Annotated in this window: 13 protein-coding genes; 5 read left to right on the top strand and 8 right to left on the bottom strand. The window is 67.3% G+C overall.

The features are described 5' to 3' along the window. Positions 1-250 precede the first annotated feature (250 nt). A complete protein-coding gene (locus HWX14_RS19890) occupies positions 251-1,621 on the top strand; it encodes a M23 family metallopeptidase (protein ID WP_175884118.1) in 1,371 nt (456 codons plus the stop codon). 108 nt (positions 1,622-1,729) lie between these two features. On the opposite strand, the gene HWX14_RS19885 is transcribed toward HWX14_RS19890, so the two are convergent. The 5 genes from HWX14_RS19885 to HWX14_RS19865 all read right to left on the bottom strand — a co-directional run bounded on the left by HWX14_RS19885 (position 1,730) and on the right by HWX14_RS19865 (position 6,844). Then, positions 1,730-2,557: a carbon-nitrogen hydrolase family protein gene (locus HWX14_RS19885; RefSeq protein WP_175884117.1), complete on the bottom strand. Its 828-nt coding sequence runs from the start codon at positions 2,555-2,557 to the stop codon at positions 1,730-1,732. 45 nt (positions 2,558-2,602) lie between these two features. After that, entirely contained in the window at positions 2,603-4,126 is a 1,524-nt protein-coding gene (locus HWX14_RS19880) for a cytosine permease (RefSeq protein ID WP_175884116.1), read from the bottom strand. Positions 4,127-4,619: 493 nt separating this feature from the next. Continuing rightward, a complete protein-coding gene (locus HWX14_RS19875) occupies positions 4,620-5,354 on the bottom strand; it encodes a fucose-binding lectin II (RefSeq protein ID WP_175884115.1) in 735 nt (244 codons plus the stop codon). 160 nt (positions 5,355-5,514) lie between these two features. Next, entirely contained in the window at positions 5,515-6,330 is an 816-nt protein-coding gene (locus HWX14_RS19870) for a fucose-binding lectin II (RefSeq protein ID WP_175884114.1), read from the bottom strand. A gap of 124 nt (positions 6,331-6,454) precedes the next feature. Next, positions 6,455-6,844, bottom strand: coding sequence for a fucose-binding lectin II (locus tag HWX14_RS19865; RefSeq protein ID WP_175884113.1), 390 nt, complete (start codon positions 6,842-6,844; stop codon positions 6,455-6,457). Between the two features lie 972 nt (positions 6,845-7,816). On the opposite strand from HWX14_RS19865, the gene leuA reads away from it, so the two are divergent. Beyond that, positions 7,817-9,526 carry a 2-isopropylmalate synthase gene (gene leuA, locus HWX14_RS19860; RefSeq protein ID WP_175884633.1) on the top strand — a complete coding sequence of 570 codons (1,710 nt, stop codon included), beginning with the start codon at positions 7,817-7,819 and terminating at the stop codon, positions 9,524-9,526. Here the strand turns inward: leuA and HWX14_RS19855 are convergent. Then, a complete protein-coding gene (locus HWX14_RS19855; RefSeq protein ID WP_175884112.1) occupies positions 9,435-10,493 on the bottom strand; it encodes a LysR family transcriptional regulator in 1,059 nt (352 codons plus the stop codon). The two genes, leuA and HWX14_RS19855, sit on opposite strands and share 92 nt — an antisense overlap. Positions 10,494-10,602: 109 nt before the next feature. Beyond that, positions 10,603-11,376: a helix-turn-helix transcriptional regulator gene (locus HWX14_RS19850; RefSeq protein ID WP_175884632.1), complete on the bottom strand. Its 774-nt coding sequence runs from the start codon at positions 11,374-11,376 to the stop codon at positions 10,603-10,605. Between the two features lie 175 nt (positions 11,377-11,551). Between HWX14_RS19850 and HWX14_RS19845 the strand changes: the two genes are divergently transcribed. Genes HWX14_RS19845 through HWX14_RS19835 form a run of 3 tightly spaced genes read left to right on the top strand, consistent with a single transcriptional unit; the run spans position 11,552 to position 15,743 of the window. After that, on the top strand, positions 11,552-12,979 hold the full coding sequence (locus HWX14_RS19845) for a TolC family protein (protein WP_244130275.1): 1,428 nt from the start codon (positions 11,552-11,554) through the stop codon (positions 12,977-12,979). 59 nt (positions 12,980-13,038) lie between these two features. Then, the gene (locus tag HWX14_RS19840) at positions 13,039-14,163 is read left to right on the top strand and encodes an HlyD family secretion protein (RefSeq protein ID WP_175884110.1); all 1,125 of its coding nucleotides are present in this window, start codon (positions 13,039-13,041) and stop codon (positions 14,161-14,163) included. Then, the gene (locus tag HWX14_RS19835; protein ID WP_175884109.1) at positions 14,160-15,743 is read left to right on the top strand and encodes a DHA2 family efflux MFS transporter permease subunit; all 1,584 of its coding nucleotides are present in this window, start codon (positions 14,160-14,162) and stop codon (positions 15,741-15,743) included. The genes HWX14_RS19840 and HWX14_RS19835 overlap by 4 nt, the downstream gene beginning before the upstream one ends. Positions 15,744-15,826: 83 nt before the next feature. On the opposite strand, the gene HWX14_RS19830 is transcribed toward HWX14_RS19835, so the two are convergent. Continuing rightward, a complete protein-coding gene (locus tag HWX14_RS19830) occupies positions 15,827-17,398 on the bottom strand; it encodes a tetratricopeptide repeat-containing glycosyltransferase family protein (protein WP_175884108.1) in 1,572 nt (523 codons plus the stop codon). Positions 17,399-17,524: the final 126 nt, after the last annotated feature.

The raw sequence follows: 17,524 nt of genomic DNA, 5'->3' as shown, positions 1-17,524 counted from the left end.
CGGCGCGTGTCGCGCGCCGGCAGCCCTCGACTGTACACGGCAGCGCGGGGTTCGCGCGAATGCATCGCGTTCCGGCCGCATTGGTTTAGTACGGGTACTACGATTATTTTCGAACAAATAAGACGAGTCTTATTTAGCCGTTTCGACCACGCCGATACACTCGCTTTTCGAGTTGCCGGCTCGCGACGATCGTTCCTCCGCGACGCCCGGTTCTTTCCCGATTTTTCATTGAATAGCGAGTGACGACGTCATGCGGTCAGACCTGCGTTTCCGTGTCGCACGCGAGCAAGGTCGACCCGTACCCCGCGGCGTTCACCGTTTCCCGCTTGGCCGCGCGTTACTGCGCGGCGTCGTCGCGGCGGCCTGCGTGGCCGGCGCACAGGGCGCGGCAGCGCAGGCGTTTCACGACGCCGCGCTGGTCGCGCCCGCGACGGCGGAAACCAACGACCTTGGCGACGTGCCTTTCTTTAATTCCGCACGCACGACGTGGGGCAGCCTGCATGCATCGTCAGCGCCGCTCGATGTCGCGTACGTGTCGCACGCGTTGAACGTGTCGACCGACACCGGGCGCGGCGATCCGGTGGCGCGCTTCGGCGCGTGCGTCGCGTATCGCGTGCTGTGCGATACCGCGCGCGATGCGGTCGAACGCGGCTATGCGTCGCGATTCGATTACGGGCTGGCATCGGCGTTGCCTGCGACCGGTGCGCAGCCGGCGTTCGTGGAAGGTCCGGTCGATCTGGCATCCGCCGAGCCGTTCACGCTCGCGCAGCCGGATCGCGGCACGCGCGCCGGCGCGATCGTCGGCAGCCTGCACGCGTCGCTGGCGCGCGCCGATCTGCCGGCCGGCGTCGCCGCGCAGATCGTCCGCATGGTGGGCGGGCGCATCGATCCGAAACAGCGCGGCGCGCATGGCGACACCTTCCGCGTGGCATTCGAGCCGGATCACGACGCCACGCGGCCGGGCCGCGTGCGCGTGACGGCGCTCGACGTCCGCTTTCGCGGGCAGCGCGTCGCGGCCGTGTGGTTCGCCCCGCAGGCCGGCTCGCCGGGCGCCTATTACGAACTCGACGGCATGCCGCTCGCCGGCGCGCGCTTCGCGATGCCGGTCGCCGCGACGCGCATCAGCTCGCGGTTCGGCACGCGCGTGCATCCGGTGAGCGGTGCGCGTCACGTGCATTCGGGCGTCGATCTCGCGGCGCCGGCAGGCCGCGCCGTTCATGCGTCGGAGCGCGGCGTCGTGACGTTCATCGGCACCGAGCCGCGCGGCTACGGCAAGTACGTGGTGATTCGCCATGACGGCGGCTACGCGTCGTACTACGCGCACCTGTCGGCGTTCGAGCCGACGCTGCGAACCGGCGCGCGCGTCATGCGCGGTCAACGCGTCGGCGCGGTCGGCAGTACGGGCACGGCGACCGGCCCGCATCTGCACTTCGAGGTTCGCCGGCATGCCCGCCTCGTCGATCCGATCGAACTCGTGCATGCAGCCAAAGCGGCGAAGCTGAAGGGCGAGCAGCGCGTGGCGTTCAATCGCGTGGCGCGCGACGCGCGCACGCAGCTCGCGTCGGCCGCGCTCGCGCAGCCGGTGGCGATGGCGAAGGCGGTCGCGGCGCGGGCGGGGTGACCGGCGCGGGGCGCGTCGTCCAACTGACGAAGCGCGTCAGCGTAGCGTCGAGCGCAACGCAGGCCAATCGGCCTGGTCCGATTTTGCGGAACCCGGCAACCGGGCGCGCTATGCGATGCGTGGCGGTGCGTCGGTCGTGGTGTCCCGGGATGATGCGCGTCCCAGACCGGGGTGCACCAGATCGAGATAGCGGAAGGCGGCGCGGTTCCGCGAAACTGCCTCCGGATCGATACCGACGTCGAGCACCGCGTCTCGGTCTGTCGGCGCCGCGGCAATGACATCGCCGTCGGGCGAAGCGACGATGCTTTCTCCGCTGAACGTATAGCGATCGCCTGGCCCGACCCGATTGGCCATCGCGACGAAGACCTGATTTTCGAGCGCGCGTACGGGAATCATTTTCCGATGGACATGGCCATGAGGTTGCATCATGCCGTCCGGGATGACGATCAGTTCCGCGCCGGCCCGCGCGAGCGCCCGGGCCGTTTCCGGGAATTCCAGATCGAAGCAGATCAACAGGCCGACCTTGATGCCGCGCCATTCGCATACGTCGAACGTGCCGCCCGCTTCGAAGACGCCCACATCTGATTCGTACAGGTGGGACTTGCGATAGCGCAGCTGGAGCTCGCCGCATTCATCGACCAGAATCGCCGTATTGAAGTAGCGCCCATCGTCCTGTTCGGCGAACCCGATGACGACGGCGACGCGCGCATCCCGCGCGGCGGCGCGAATGGCCGATACGGACGGCCCGTCGAGCGGCTCCGCCAGTAGCGCGACGTTGTCGGGTGTCGGAAACCCCGGAACATAGGTCTCGGAGAAGACGACCAGATCGGCTTTGCCTCGCGCCGCCGCGATGTGCGCAAGGGCCTGGGCAAGGTTCGATGCATGCGCGCCGTCCGTCAGGACGGACTGGATCAGGCGCAATCGCAAGATACTCATTGTCGGTACTCGATGACAGTTGATGGCGAGCGTGACGGAAGCCGTTCAGGCGAGAGAGTCGGGATGCGATGCCGCGCAGACTCGGTCGGCTGGCGCATCGACGACGGGCGTCTCAGCGATGACGCGCCGTTCGTGATCGAGGTCGAGCGAGCGCGACAGCAACCAGTAGACGCCTCCGGAGACGATCAGGCCCACGAGCCACGCGATATCGACGCCCCCGAGCATTCGCGCAAACGGCCCGACGAATACCTCCCGGTTCGCCTCCGCGTCGAACACATAGAAGAACGGCACCATCGACGCGAATCCGATCATGTACGACAGGATCCCGCGCAATTGCCACGCCCCGTACAAGCCGCGCGGCGTGAAGAAATGCGCGATCGCGTAATGGCCGCGACGCACGAAGAAGTAGTCGACGAGGTTGACGGCGGTCCACGGCACGAGGAAGTAGAGCATCAGCGTGAGGAACGTCTGAAGCAGCGCGATGCCATTGCCGCGGATCGCGAACACGCAGGCGAGCACGAACGTGCTGATCGCGACAATCGACGCGACCCGCGCGCGGCGCGTCGGTTTGATCGGCATGATCGAGTCGATGCCGGTCAGTACCGTCAGCATTGCGCTGTATGCGTTGAGCGCAATGATCGGGAGGAAGCCGACGAGCGACACGAACGCGATCAGCTTGCCGAGACCGAGACCGGGGGCGAGCGATGCGCCGACCTCGTTCATCGCGACCAGCGCATCGGCCGCGTGCAGCTTCTGGGCGAGCCATGCCCCCAAGCCGATCATCCAGGTGCCCGACAGCGATGCGCCGGCGAAGATCACCGCGATCAGCTTTGCGCGACTTGTCCGTTTCGGCAGGTAGCGCGAATAGTCGGAGACATACGGCGCATACGAGATGTTGTAGCTCGCGGCAATCGCAAACTGGGTCGCGAAGCCGACCCAGTTGAAGCCGGAGCCGGACGGCGTCGACGGTACGAGCGCACTCGCCGGCGCGGCATGGCCAAACACGAGCGCGAGCGTGACGAGCGCATAGAGCGGCAGCGTCGCGACCAGCGCCCACGTGAAGGTGCGATGCATCAGGTCATGCCCGTAGATCGCGAGCAATGCGCCGATTGCAACCGCCGCGACGGCGACGAAACCGCCATCGACGCCGAAGACGTTGTGCACGCCGTCGACCATCAGCGACACGTTGACGACATTGAAGCCGACGAACACGAACAACGTTGCGAGCAGCGCGACGATGACGCCGCGATAGCCGAACTGCGCGCGCGACTGGATCATTTGCGGCAATCCCATTTCGGGCCCCTGCGAGCCGTGGAACGCCATGAATAGTGTGCCGAACATGATGCCGAGCGCGCCTGCGAGCGTCGTCCAGCCGGCCGACAGGCCCATGCCGGGCCCGACGAAACCGATCGAGATCGTGAAAAAGTGAAAATTGCCGAGAAACCAGAACGGTCCCTGGCTGGCGAGCTTCGCATGGCGCTCGCTTTCCGGAATGTAGTCGATCGAATGATGCTCGATCTGGAGGCCGGTCGGTTCGGCGCGAGCGAGGTCGAGGGTCTCGGGATGCATGACGACGATGTCTCCGTGAACATGTCGCGGTGGGCGGCATGTGTGCGCCAACGAGCGTGGCGCTTGATGATTGTTCGTATGAGCAGGGACTGCGTGGGGCGAAAGGCCGTACGCGGGGAGCGGCGTGTCAGCCGCGATGAGCCGCGATGAGCCGCGTCGCCGCAGGACGTAGTTGTACGCGGATGATCCGAAAAGAAGAATGCGAATGTATCGACGTAAACATCGATCCAGATCGATGCATGCGCGATGTGAGGGTCGGTCAGTTGCCTGACGAACTTTGGGCGGCGAGGATCAGCGCACGATTACCGGCCATGCGGGTGCGGGGTGAGCGTGGTGATTTGACGGAGACGACACCGGGATCGATCGGCCGTGGCGCGCATCGTCGCGGCCGATCGCGTTCTTGCGGCGCGGGCCGGGGCGTGCGGAGGGCCGACGCGCACCGGCCCATCGCCACGCCGGGGCGGCGTGGCGATGCTCGTCAGGCTCCTGCGACTCAACCCAGCGGCCAGTTCAGGATCGCGATGCCGTCGTTGTAGTCGCCGTCGCCGCCATCTTCCGACCCGACCAGCCCGAAGTAGGTCTTCTTGAAGATGTCGACCTGACGCGAGCCGATCTTCGACGGCTTGCCGTTCGCCGTCACGACCACGCGCACCTTCCCCTTGCCCGAGTTCACGATCTGCGTGTTCAGGTTCGCGTCCTGCGTGCCGGCGCCCTGGAACGTCGCGGCCGGCTTCGGATTGTCGTCGACGAAGACCTCGATCGTCTGCTGCGCGGACGAATTGACCAATGCGGTCACGCCGAACGCGATGTTCGGCGGCAGGTTGAAGACGCCGTCGCGTTCGCCGCCGCCGGTCGGCACGGGCTCCGGCTGCACGGGTTGCGGCGTCGCTTTCGAGAAGTAATTGACCACCGCGCCGACGCCGAACTTCGCCGCGGCGCCGGGCAGCACGCCCGGCGCGCCGGCCCACGTCACCGTGCAGGCAACGACCTGGCCTGCCGCATCGGCTTTCACCTTGTTCTGCCAACTGCCGACGTCGAAGCTGTACGGGATCGTCGCGATATCGACGAACACGTCGTACTGCGGCAGTTTCTCGACGAGCTGCGCGGTCATGAACTGACGCATCCGGTCGAGCACGGCCTGATCGCCGTTGGCCTGCACGGCGGTGACGTCGTTGCCCGCGAGTTGCAGCAGCGCGTACAGGTCGTCGTGGGTAAAGGGTTGTGACATGTCGTCCTCGTCTTGATGGAAGGTCTCGCGTCGCGCGGCCGGCGAACGGATTTCGCCGGCCGCGCGCGGAGCAAAGCGTGGAACTGCAAATGACTGCTCGAACGATTCGCGATGGAGGATGGGCCCCGTCGCCATTGCGATGTTTCGCGACGGCCGCCGCTCAGCCGAGCGGCCAGTTCAGGAACACGATGCCGTCGTTGTAATCGTCGTCGGCGCCGTCTTCCGACCCGACGATCCCGAAATACGATTTCTTGAAGATATCGACCTGTCGCGAGCCCAGGCGCGACGGCCTGCCGTTCGCCATCACGATCACGCGCACGCGTCCCTTGCCGGAATCCAGCACCTTCGTGCCGAGGTTCTGGTCCTGAACGCCGGCGCCCTTGAATGTCGCGGCCGGTTTCGGGTCGTCGTCGATGTAGATGTCGATCGTCTGGTCGTTCGCCGCGTTGGTGAGCGCGGTGACGCCGAACTTGATGTTCGGCGGCAGGTTGAACGTACCGTCGCGCTCGCCGCCGCTGCTGTTGCTGGACCCGCCGCCGGTTTCGCCGCCCTGATTCCCGCCGCCTTGCGACGACGATGACGCGGCCGTTTCCCCGATCGCGGAAAGGCTCGCGTACGAATCGATGTGCATCGCGCTGCCGCGCACGCTTTTCCACTGGCCCTTCACGAACGTGACGCCGCTGCCGACGTCGATCGTCGCGACGAGCGTGAACGGCATGCGTCCGGTGCTTTCGGGCACCTTCGACGAATAGGTGAAGCAGCCGTCCGCGACGACGCCCTTGTCGGTCGCGATCGCGAAATAGATGCCGGGGAAGTTGTTGCCGGTCGCGTAAGGCGTCGGCACGTTGAGGATGACCTGCAGTTTCCCGTCGCGAATCGCGGCCTTCGCGATGTCGATATACAGGCCCGGGATATCGACGTAAACCTCCGACGTCACGACGGGCGCGCTGACGATCGAAGCGGAAAGGAGCGGCATGGATGTCTCCGGTGATGAGGCGGTTTTTTCTGGATGGGGCGTGAGGGTCCGCGGAGCGCGGCGCAAACCCGCCAGCCGCCACGGAGGCGGCCGGCGACGGTCGATCGTCGATCCGCGCGTCAGGTCAGCCGATCGGCCACTGGAGCACGACGATTCCGTCGTTGTAGTCGCTGTCGTGGCCGTCTTCCGACACGACGATCCCGAAGTTGACCGTGAACGGCGAGCCGTCCGATTTCTTGCCGGTGATCGGCGCGAGGCGCGCGTCGGTCGCCGACTTCTTGCCGTTCACCGTTACTTCGAAACGGATCTTGCCGTTACCGGAATTCAGCGTGGTTTCGCGCGGGCCGTCGCGCGTCGTCAGCTTGTGATACGCGGCGGGTTCCTGGCTGTCGCCGATAAACAGCTTGATGTGCTGTTGCTCGGCTGCATTCGCGAAGAAAATCGCGCGGAAATCGGTATTCGGCGGAATCGAAAACTCGCCGGCGCGGTTGGATGAGGTTTGAGAGTCGGCCATGCTGTTCTCCTGTGGCTTGTTGGGTAAGGCCAGGGGCCTTGTCGCGCAAACGTTTTCGGTTTGAAACGCGACATGCCGAGCATGACGAAAAATAAATAAAAAAATATTCAGATGGGAATGGCTATTGTTCAGTAAATCGGAAAGCCATGCTAATCGATTTAGTGAAATGTGCTTAATTAAAGCGATTTATATATATTCGATAAATTATATCGATGCGCGTATCGGTTTCCTGAATGATGCGCGAGCGCGCAACGCGCAGCGAGAGAGGCGGGACGCAATCGGGCTTCGGAGCAGACGCTCGGCGTTCGCATATGGCAGCGTTTCGTTTCAACATCGACATCTCTGTCGTGGCCGCGCCCACCGGCCACCGTCGAACGCCCACACCGAAGCCCGATTGCAACGGACGGGTGTGCGGCGACCGGCGAAGAGGATGGACCGACTCACTCCGAACATGAATAGGGCCTCACCGGCGCCGCACCCGTGAAGCATATCGACGGGGGAAGCCGTCGCCTATCGGACGGGGCTGATTCTGCGCCAACGCGCATGTCGCGGGATGGCGCGGGACGGCAGCGCACCCGTACCTGGTTGACAGCCGTGGTCACCCTGTGATTTGATGCCGGCCATGCACGCCGCCCAGTTCCTCTTCTCGCTACGACTACTAGCCCGCTTCTCCGGGCTGGGTCTGCGGCTGCGCGCTTTCCATCTGCTTCGTTCCTGAAGCGCCAGATTTTTCCCGCATCACCGACCTGGCCCCGGTTGTCGACCGGCGCCTGAGTTCGTCTTTCTTCCGTCATCACTCCGCTCCGTCCCGGTCGCTCAACCGCCAAGGCCGTCGTTTGCCGTACCGCTTTGCCGTTGTGCCGCTTTTGCCGCTTTCTTGCCGTTTTCACCGCTGCGCGCGCAGCCGGCTTTTGATGCCGATGGCCGCCGCGCCGCGCTTCACCGACAAACAGACCGAGGACCGACATCATGATGCTGAAGAACCCCGCGACGAAATACCGACCGTTTACGCCCGTCAACCTGCCCGACCGCACGTGGCCGTCGCGCACGATCACGCGGGCGCCGATCTGGATGAGCACCGACCTGCGCGACGGCAACCAGGCGCTGTTCGAACCGATGGACGCCGCGCGCAAGATGCGGATGTTCAAGACGCTGGTGGCGATCGGCTTCAAGGAGATCGAGGTCGCGTTCCCGTCCGCGTCCGAAACCGATTTCAACTTCGTCCGCGAGCTGATCGAGGGCGGCCACATTCCCGAGGACGTGACGATCGAAGTGCTGACGCAGGCGCGCGACGACCTGATCGAGCGCACCTTCGCGTCGCTGCGCGGCGCGAAGCGCGCGATCGTGCACCTGTACAACGCGACCGCGCCGGAATTCCGCAAGATCGTGTTCGGTCTCGATCGCGACGGCGTGAAGCAGCTCGCGGTGAATGCGGCGCGCACGATCAAGCGCTGCGCCGATGCGGCGACCGACACGCAATTCACGCTGCAGTACAGCCCGGAAACGTTTACGGCGACCGAACTCGATTTCGCGAAGGAAGTCTGCGATGCGGTGTTCGACGTGTGGCAGCCGACGCCGGAGCGCAAATCGATCGTGAACCTGCCGGCTACGGTGGAAATCGGCACGCCGAATTACTACGCGGACCAGATCGAATGGATGCACCGCAACCTCGCGCGCCGCGATTCGCTGATCCTGTCCGTGCACCCGCACAACGATCGCGGCACCGCGGTCGCCGCGGCCGAGCTGGCGGTGATGGCCGGCGCCGACCGGATCGAGGGCTGCCTGTTCGGCAACGGCGAACGCACGGGCAACGTCGATCTCGTGACGCTCGCGCTGAACCTGTACACGCAGGGCGTCGATCCGGGCCTCGATTTCTCGCAGATCAACGAAGTCGCGCGCACGTCCGAGGAGTGCACGCAGTTGCCGATCCACCCGCGTCATCCGTATGTCGGCGACCTCGTGTTCACCGCGTTCTCCGGTTCGCACCAGGACGCGATCAAGAAGGGCTTCGCGGTCCAGCGCGCGGACGCCGTCTGGGAAATGCCGTACCTGCCGATCGATCCGAACGACCTTGGCCGCACGTACGATTCGATCATTCGCGTGAACAGCCAGTCGGGCAAGGGCGGTATCGCGTATCTGCTCGAACAGGGCTACGGCGTCGCGCTGCCGCGCCGCATGCAGGTCGATTTCAGCGCGGCCGTGCAGCGCCTGACCGACGACAGCGGCCACGAGGTGACGAGCGCGCAGATCTGGTCGCTGTTCCAGCGGGAATATGTCGAAAGCGATACGCCGCTGCGCTATGTCGGCCACGAGCTGACCGAACGCGACGGCCGCGAGTCGATCGTGCTGACCGCCGACGTGCATGGCGAGCGCCGCGTGCTGCGCGGCGAAGGCAACGGCCCGCTCGACGCGCTGATGCATGCGCTGCGCACGCCGCTGCGGATCCAGCATTACGAGGAACGCGCGCTGTCGCAGGGCGCCGATGCGAAGGCGATCGCGATCGCCGAGCTGGCCGGCACGGGCGTGCGCGGCAGCGCGTTCGGCGTGGGTGTCGATGCGAACCTGACGACCGCGTCGATTCGGGCGGTGATCAGCGGCGTGAACCGCGCGTATGCCCGTGCGGATGAGGGTGTGCAGGCAACTTTCTTTGCCGGTCAACCGGCGGTGCAGGCCGTCGCGTAACGGCGGCAGGGGTGGTCGCGCCGGGATTGTCCGGTGCGGCCGCGTCGCCGACAGGGTCGCTGCACGGGCCGCCGAGTGCCGCCAGTAGCGCCTGCTTCATGAAGTCCACCCACGCGCGTGTCTTCGCATCGAGATGTCGGCGCGACGGATACACCAGAAACACCCCTACTTCGTCCGCGTGATAGTCGGGCAGCACGCGTAGCAGCGCGCCCGAACGCAGCGCGTCGTCCACGACGAAATCCGGCAGCAGGCCGATGCCTGCGCCTTCTTGTACCGCGATCGCGAGAGATGCCGCGATGTCGGCCGTCATCGCCGGTTCGAACGTGATCGTCTCCGAAGCCGTGCCGCTCGTCAGTGTCCACTCGTGCGCCGGATACGCAGGCGCGACCAGTTGTACGCAGCGATGCTGCACGAGCGCGCGAGGCGTGTCCGGCACGCCGTGACGCGCGACGTACGCGGGCGACGCGCACAGCACGCTACGGATCCTGCCGACCTCGATCGCGACCTGGTCGGAATTCGGGAGGCTCGGCATCGCGATCACCGCGACGTCGTAGCTGTCCCGGATCAGGTCGGGCACCTGCGGCGCGAGTGTCAGGTCGACGCTGACATCCGGATAGCGTGCCTGGAAGCACGCGGCCAGCGGCATCAGGAAGCGGTTCGCAATGCTCGCGCTGCAGTGCGCGCGCAATCGGCCGTGCGGATGCAGCCGTGCGCCGCGAGCTTCGCGTTCGCTCGCTTCGACGGCGAGCGTGATGTCGCGTGCGCGGGCCAGGTAGCGTTCGCCGGCTTCGGTCAGGCACATCGAGCGTGTCGTGCGGTTCAGCAGGCGGATGCCGAGACGGGTTTCGAGCGCCGCGATCGTGCGGCTGACATGTGCAGTCGTGAGGTCGAGCCGCTTGCCGGTCGCGGTGAAGGTGCCCGCGTCCGCGAGCGCAACGAAAACCTGCATGCTTTGAATCAGATCCATCGGCGTGGCGCGGGTGGCGTGCAATGCCGCTAATGTAGCGACGGCCGCGGAACGCCGCGCGCGCGCATCGACGCTCGATCGTCGCAAAACGGACAATCGATGTGTGCGTTCAGCGGCGTCGGAAGTATTCGCTCGGCGCGACGCCGAGCGTCTTGCGGAACATCGCCGCGAACGCGCTCGGGCTGTCGTAGCCGTGTTCGAGCGCGAGTTCGAGGATCGGCGTGCCGGCGGCGAGGCGCGGCAGGCTCAGCAGCAGCCGCGCGTGGCGGCACCATGCACCGTGCGTCATGCCCGTCTCGCGCTTGAACGCGCGGGCGAGTGTGCGCTCGTTCATGTGCGCGTCGCGCGCCCACGCCTGCAGCGTGACAGCCGACGATGGGTCGTTGATGAGCCGCGTGCACAGCGCGACGAGCGCGGGATGGCGCGGCATCGGCACGTGCAGCGACAGCGACGGCGCGATCTCGATCTCGTCGAGGATCAGCGCGAGCACGCGGCCCGCGCGGTGCGACAGGTCGTAGTCGGCGGGCAGGTCGCAGGCCGTCACGATCAGTTCGCGCAGCAGCGTGCCGACCTCGATCACGCGGCATTCGGTCGGCAGGCTCGGCCGCACTTCCGGGCCGACGAACACGGTGCGCATCTGCACGTCGCCGGCCGAGCGGATCTCGTGCTGCGTGCCGCCCGGCACCCACACCGCGCGGCCCGTCGGCACGACCCAGCTGCCCGCGTCCGCGTGCACGATCATCACGCCGGAAATCGCGTGGATCAGCTGGCCCTGGCGGTGCGAATGCGGCGGGTACGCCATGCCCGCCGGCGAGTCGGAGGCGACGATGGCGATCTGCTTGTCGCGCGCCAGGCGCTCGAGTGCGATGAAGAAATTGTCCAATTGATCGGCGTGTCCTTTTCTCGACGACGAATGCGCTTTACGCGCGAGATCGACCGCATAGGTCGAAATTACCATAAGCCCATCGTTTGTTCGACCTCCTTGCCCCCCGATGCGCGTTCCGTCTCTTCCGTTCGCTTCGCCCGTTTCTCCCGCCGTCGATGCCCGCGCGCCGCGCGTGCGGCGCGCCACCTGTGCGGCCGTGCTGCTGGCCTCGGCCGCGCTGACCGCGTGTTCGGTCGGCGAGCCGTACCGGCCGCCTGTGTCCGACGCGACGCGCACCGGGCCGTTCGACGCGGTGTCCGACGTGCCGGCCGCGGCTGTCGGCGAACCGCCGCAACGCTGGTGGCGCCTCTACGACGATCCCGTGCTCGACGGTCTCGTGCGCGATGCGCTCGCGCAGAACCGCGATCTTGCGGCGGCCGCAGCGCGGGTCGAGCGCGCGCGTGCCGTGTTCGACGAGGCCGGCGCCGCGCGGCTGCCCGATACGACGGCTGGGTTCGGCGTCGACTACGGCAAGCACGCGCCCGACCAGATCGTCGCGGCGGCCAAGGGCACCGAAGCGCATACGCGCTGGGGTTTCGCGCCGTCGTTCTCGCTGTCGTGGGAAGTCGATCTGTGGGGCCGCGTGCGCCATCTGGTCGATGCCGCGCGCGCGGATGCGGATGCGGTGCAGGCCGCGTCCGACGCGATGCGCGTCGTGGTGGCCGCCGAGACGACGGCCGCTTACGCGCAGGTGTGCGCGTACGGTGAGCGGATCGACGTGGCGCAGCAGTCGGTCGGGATCGCCGACCGGCTGGCCGCGCTGACGGCGAAGCAGCGCGTGCACGGGCTCGTGTCCGATCTCGAAGTGGCGCGGTCGCGCGCGTTCGCCGACGACACGCGCGCCGATCTGCCGGCGCTCGTCGGCTCGCGGCGCGGGGCGCTGTACGAACTCGCGGTGCTGACCGGCCGCGCGCCCGGCGCGCTGCCCGCCGCCGCCGCGCATTGCCGCACCGCACCGGTGCTCGCGCGGCCGTTCCCGGTCGGCGACGGCGCGTCGCTGCTGCGCCGCCGCCCCGACCTGCGCGAAGGCGAGCGCCAGCTGGCCGCCGCGAACGCGCGGATCGGCGTGGCGACGGCCGAGCTGTATCCGTCGATTTCGCTCGGCGGCTCGGTGAACTGGCTGTCGACCGGCGACGATCCGTCGACGCTCGGCGACAAGTACGCGATCGCCTGGGGCGTCGGCCCGCTGATCACGTGGCGCTTTCCGAACATGGCGGCGAGCCGCGCGCGACTCGGGCAGGCCCGCGCCGACGACACGCTCGTCCGCGCGCAATTCGATGCGCAGGTGCTGCGCGCGCTGAAGGAAACCGAGCAGGCGCTGGCCCGGTACGGCGCCGCGTGGCGCCGTCGCGCCGCGCTCGAAACCGCCCGCGCCGAGCATGCGCGCGCCTATCGCCTCGCCGAGTTGAACTACGAGGCCGGCGCACTCGATTTCCTCGGCGTGCTCGACGCGCAGCGCAGCCTCGTCGCGGTCGATTCGGCGCTGGCCGAGTCGACGCAGCAGGTCTCGCTCGATCAGGTCGCCGTGTTCAAGGCGCTCGGAGGCGGCTGGCAACCGTAGCCGGCCGCGTTCGCCGCGTCCCTGTCCGTTCTGTTGCACGCCAACTCATCATTCCGATCATGAGCACGACTGCCGTACCCGAAAAAACCAAAGCCGCCCGGTTCTCCCGGCGCCAACTGATCACCGCGGGCGTCGTGCTCGCCGTCATCGCGCTCGCCGTGTTCGGTTGGCACTGGTGGACCGTCGGTCGTTTCATCGAAAGCACCGACGACGCGTATGTGCGCGCCGACGTCGTGACCGTCAGCTCGCGCGTGTCGGGTTACGTCATGCAGGTCGCCGTCGACGACAACCAGCCGGTGAAGCGCGGCGACGTGCTCGTGCAGCTCGACGACCGCGACTATCGCGCGAAGGTCGACGATGCGCAGGCCGCCGTCGCGGCGGCCGACGCGACGCTGCAGGCCGAGCAGGCAGCGGCCGCGACGCTCGACGCGCAGATCGGCCAGCAGCGCAGCCAGATCGCGCAGGCCGACGCCGATGCGACCGCCGCGCGCGCCGAAGCCGCACGGCGCGACGCCGATGCGACGCGCTACAAGCAACTGCTGGCCGAATCCGCCGCGAGCGGACAGCGCTGGGAGCAGGCCCACGCGGACGCGTTGAAGGCGCGCGCCGAGCTGGCCCGCGCCGGCGCGGCCGTGCGCGTGCAGACCGACCAGCAGACCGTGCTGCAGCGCCGCCGCGAACAGAGCACGGCCGCGATCGCGCAGGCGCGTGCGCGGCTTGCAGCGGCCCAGGCGAAGCTCGCGCTCGCGCAGTTCGATCTCGACCACACGGTGATCCGGGCGACGCGCGACGGCAGCGTCGGTCAGCGCGCGGTGCGGGCGGGCCAGTACGTCGAAGTCGGGATGCCGTTGCTCGCGGTGGTGCCGCTGAGCGACGTGTACGTGGTCGCGAACTTCAAGGAAACGCAGTTGGGCGCGATGCACGACGGCCAGCCCGTCGAGATCGACGTCGACACCTATTCGGGCCACACGCTGCACGGCCGCGTGATCGGCCTCGCGCCGGGCTCCGGCGCGCAGTTCGCGCTGCTGCCGCCCGACAACGCGACCGGCAACTTCACGAAGATCGTGCAGCGCATCCCGGTGAAGATCCGCGTCGATGCGCCGCCGGCCGGCGTCGTGCTGCGGCCCGGGATGTCCGTGATCGCGCGCGTCGACACGCGTGGCACGCAGGGGGCCGGCACGTGAGCGCGACGACCGCGCAGGCTGCGCACGAAGACACCGTTTCGCTGCGCGCGTGGGTCGCGGTGCTCGGCGGCGTGTTCGGCTGCTTCATGGCCGGCATGAACGTGCACGTGACCAACGCATCGCTGCCCGACATCCGCGGCTCGCTCGGCGCGAGCTTCGAGGAAGGCTCGTGGATCACCACCGCGTACCTTGTCGCCGAGATCGTCGTGATTCCGCTGACCGGCTGGCTCGTGCAGGTGTTTTCCGCGCGACGCGTGCTGCTGGTCGGCGCGACCGGCTTTCTCGCGTTTTCGCTCGCGTGCTCGGTCGCGCCGAGCATCTCCACGATGATCATCGCGCGGGCATTGCAGGGCGCGTTCGGCGGCGTGCTGATTCCACTGTCGTTCCAGCTGATCGTCACCGAATTGCCGCCGTCGAAACATCCGCTCGGGATGGCGCTGTTCGCGATCGCGAACAACGTCGCGCAGGCGGCGGGGCCGTCGATCGGTGGCTGGCTCACCGACATGTATTCGTGGCGCTGGATCTTCTATCTGCAGATTCCGCCGGCGCTCGCGCTGGTCGCGGCGATCGGCTGGGCGATCCGGCCCGTGCCGGTGCAACTCGGGATGCTCAGGCGGGCCGACTGGTTCGGCATCGCGACGATGGCGGTCGGCCTGAGCGCGTTGCAGATCGTGCTGGAGGAGGGCGGGCGCAAGGACTGGTTCGCGTCGGACCTGATCGTCGAACTGTCGATCGTCGCGGCGCTCGGGCTGGCCGCGTTCGTCGCGATCGAGCTGCGGCGCAAGGAGCCGTTCATCAACCTGCGGCTGCTCGGCCAGTACAACTTCGGGATCGCGAGCCTCATGCAGTTCCTGTTCGGCGCGGTGGTGTTCGGCGTGGTGTTCCTCGTGCCGAACTACTTTGCCGAGCTGCACGGCTACAGCGCGCGCGACATCGGCCTCGCGATGATTCCGTACGGGCTCGTGCAGTTCGCGATGTCGTTCCTGACGCCGCCGCTGATGCGCCGTACCAGCCCGCGCACGACGATCGTGCTCGGCTTCGCGCTGGTCGCGGCCGGGTGCCTGATGAACATCCACCTCGACGCCGATGCGGCATCGAACGTGATCGTCCCGTCGCTGATCGTGCGCGGGATCGGGCAGTCGTTCGTCGTGATCGCGCTGGCCGTGATGGCCGTCGACGGGATCGAGAAGGCGCAGCTCGGCTCCGCGTCGGGCGTGTTCAACATGGTCCGCAACGTCGGCGGCGCGATCGGCATCGCGGTGATGAGCCAGATCGTCGTCGAGCGGCAGAAGCTGCATGCGATGCGTATCGGCGAGGCGGTCACGCCGTTCTCCGAAGCGTTCCAGGAGCGCATGGCGATGCTTGCGCGGTTGCTTGCCCGCGTGCATGCGCCGCGCGCAGACGTGCTGCCCGGCGGGTCGATCTCCGGCGTGCAGGAACTGGCGCTCGGGCTCGTGAACCAGCGCGTGATGCGCGAGGCGTTGCTGATGGCGTACAGCGATACGTTCCTGATCGCGGGAATCGCGATGATCGGGTGTACGGCGGCGGCGTTCGTGTTGCGGGGCAAGAAGAAGGCGTGACGGCGGAGGGTTTGCAGCCGGTCGCCGCGTCGCCATGCCGATAGCGGCATGACGACAGCCGCGGCGCGTGCGATGCCCTCCGGTCAGCGGACGAGATCGTGCAGATCGGCGATGGCTTCGTCCAGCACGGGCTGCCAGTCGGCGAACGTCTTCTGGCGGTATAGCGACACGCTCGGATAGAACGGGCTGTCGCGGCGATCGTGCTGCCAGACCCAGTGCGGGTTCGCATCGAGCAGCACCCACGTGAACTGGCCCAGCGCGCCGCTCAGGTGGGCGGCCGACGTGCAGACGGTGATCACGAGATCGAGCGCGCCGATGAAGGCGGCGGTGTCGTCGAGCGTTTTCCATTCGCGGGTGGTGTCGGTCACGACGAAGCCGTTCGAGCGGGCGGCTTCGATGTCGTGCTGCGCGCCGGGCTGCAGCGAGTAGAACGCGACGTCCTGCTGCAAGCCGCCGAATGCTTCCGCGAATCGTTCCAGGCCCACACGGCGGAAGCGGTTGCGCGGGTGCGTGAGGTTGCCCGTCCACGCGAGCCCGACCTTCAGCCGCTTTTCGCCGGCGAGCGCCGTGCGCCACGCGTCGGTGGCTGCCGGGTCGGCATGGAGATAAGGCATCGTCGTGGCGATCGTGTTGCCGTCTAGGCCGAGCATGCCCGGTATGCTCATCAGCGGCAGTTCGAAATCGAATGCGGGCAGATCCTCGATCCGCGTGCTGGTGTCGAACACGTCGACATGCCGCGCGACACTGCGTTCGAGCAGCGCGCCCATCACCGGAAACGCATTCCACACGATCCGGCCGCCTTCGCGATGCACGCGCTCCGCGAGCTGCGGCACGTAGCGACAGAACTGCAGCGCGTCGCCGAGCCCTTGTTCACCCCATACGAGCAACGTCTTGCCTTTCAGCGATTCGCCGCGCCAGCGCGGGCCGGAAAACGCCGGCAGGTTGCCGCGCAATTCGGCCGACCCTTCCCAGCGCGATTCGTAGTTGACCCAACCCGCGGCGTAATCGCCGCGTCCGAGTTCGAGCAGCGACAGGTTGTGGCGGTACGTCGCGCTGTGCGGCGCGCGTTCGACCGCGAGCGCGGCGTACTGCTCGGCCTCGTCGCGGCGTCGCGCTTCCTTGAGCGCGAGGGACGTGTTGTTCAGCGCCAGCGCATTGTCCGGTGCGAGCATGGCCGCTCGGGCGGCGGCGCGCAACGCGCCGTCGAGATCGAAGCGGTCGACGCGCGTGACGACGGCGTTGGTCCATGCGCGCGGATCGTCGGGGTTGTCGTCGAGTGCACCTTCGATCAGCGCGAATTCCACTTCGGGATCGCCGCCGGTGAGGCGGATCGCCAGCGCGAGGTTGTTCTTGAGCGACGGCCACGACGGGGCGAGTTCGAGCGTGCGGCGATACGGTGCGAGGGCGTCCGCGTGGCGGCCTGCCATCTGCATCGCGTAGCCGCAGTTGAATGCGGCCGTGGGCGAGTCGGGACGCAGGTCCCAATGCGCGGCGGCCAGTGCGGCCGCGCGTCCGACTTCACCGCGATCGATCAGCGTTTGCGTGGCGGTCGCGACGGCGTCGTCGTTCACGTCGAGCGTCGCGTCGTCGATGCCGTGTACCTGCACAGCGGTGTCGTCGAAAGCAGGCGTGTCATGGGCCGGGGTGGTCTGCATGGGATGGGCTCTCCGGAAACCCGCACGCGTGTCGATGCGGCGGGCGATTGCGTGGTCTATGTCGGGGCACTGGTGGCTTGCGCTTTCGGGCACAAGCGGCACGGCGCCGTCTTGATCGCCACTTTA

This window comes from Burkholderia sp. BCC0044 (assembly GCF_902832955.1).
GTDB lineage: Bacteria > Pseudomonadota > Gammaproteobacteria > Burkholderiales > Burkholderiaceae > Burkholderia.
The sequence above is the reverse complement of the archived record's forward strand: the minus strand, read 5'-3'. Positions and strand labels throughout refer to the sequence as shown.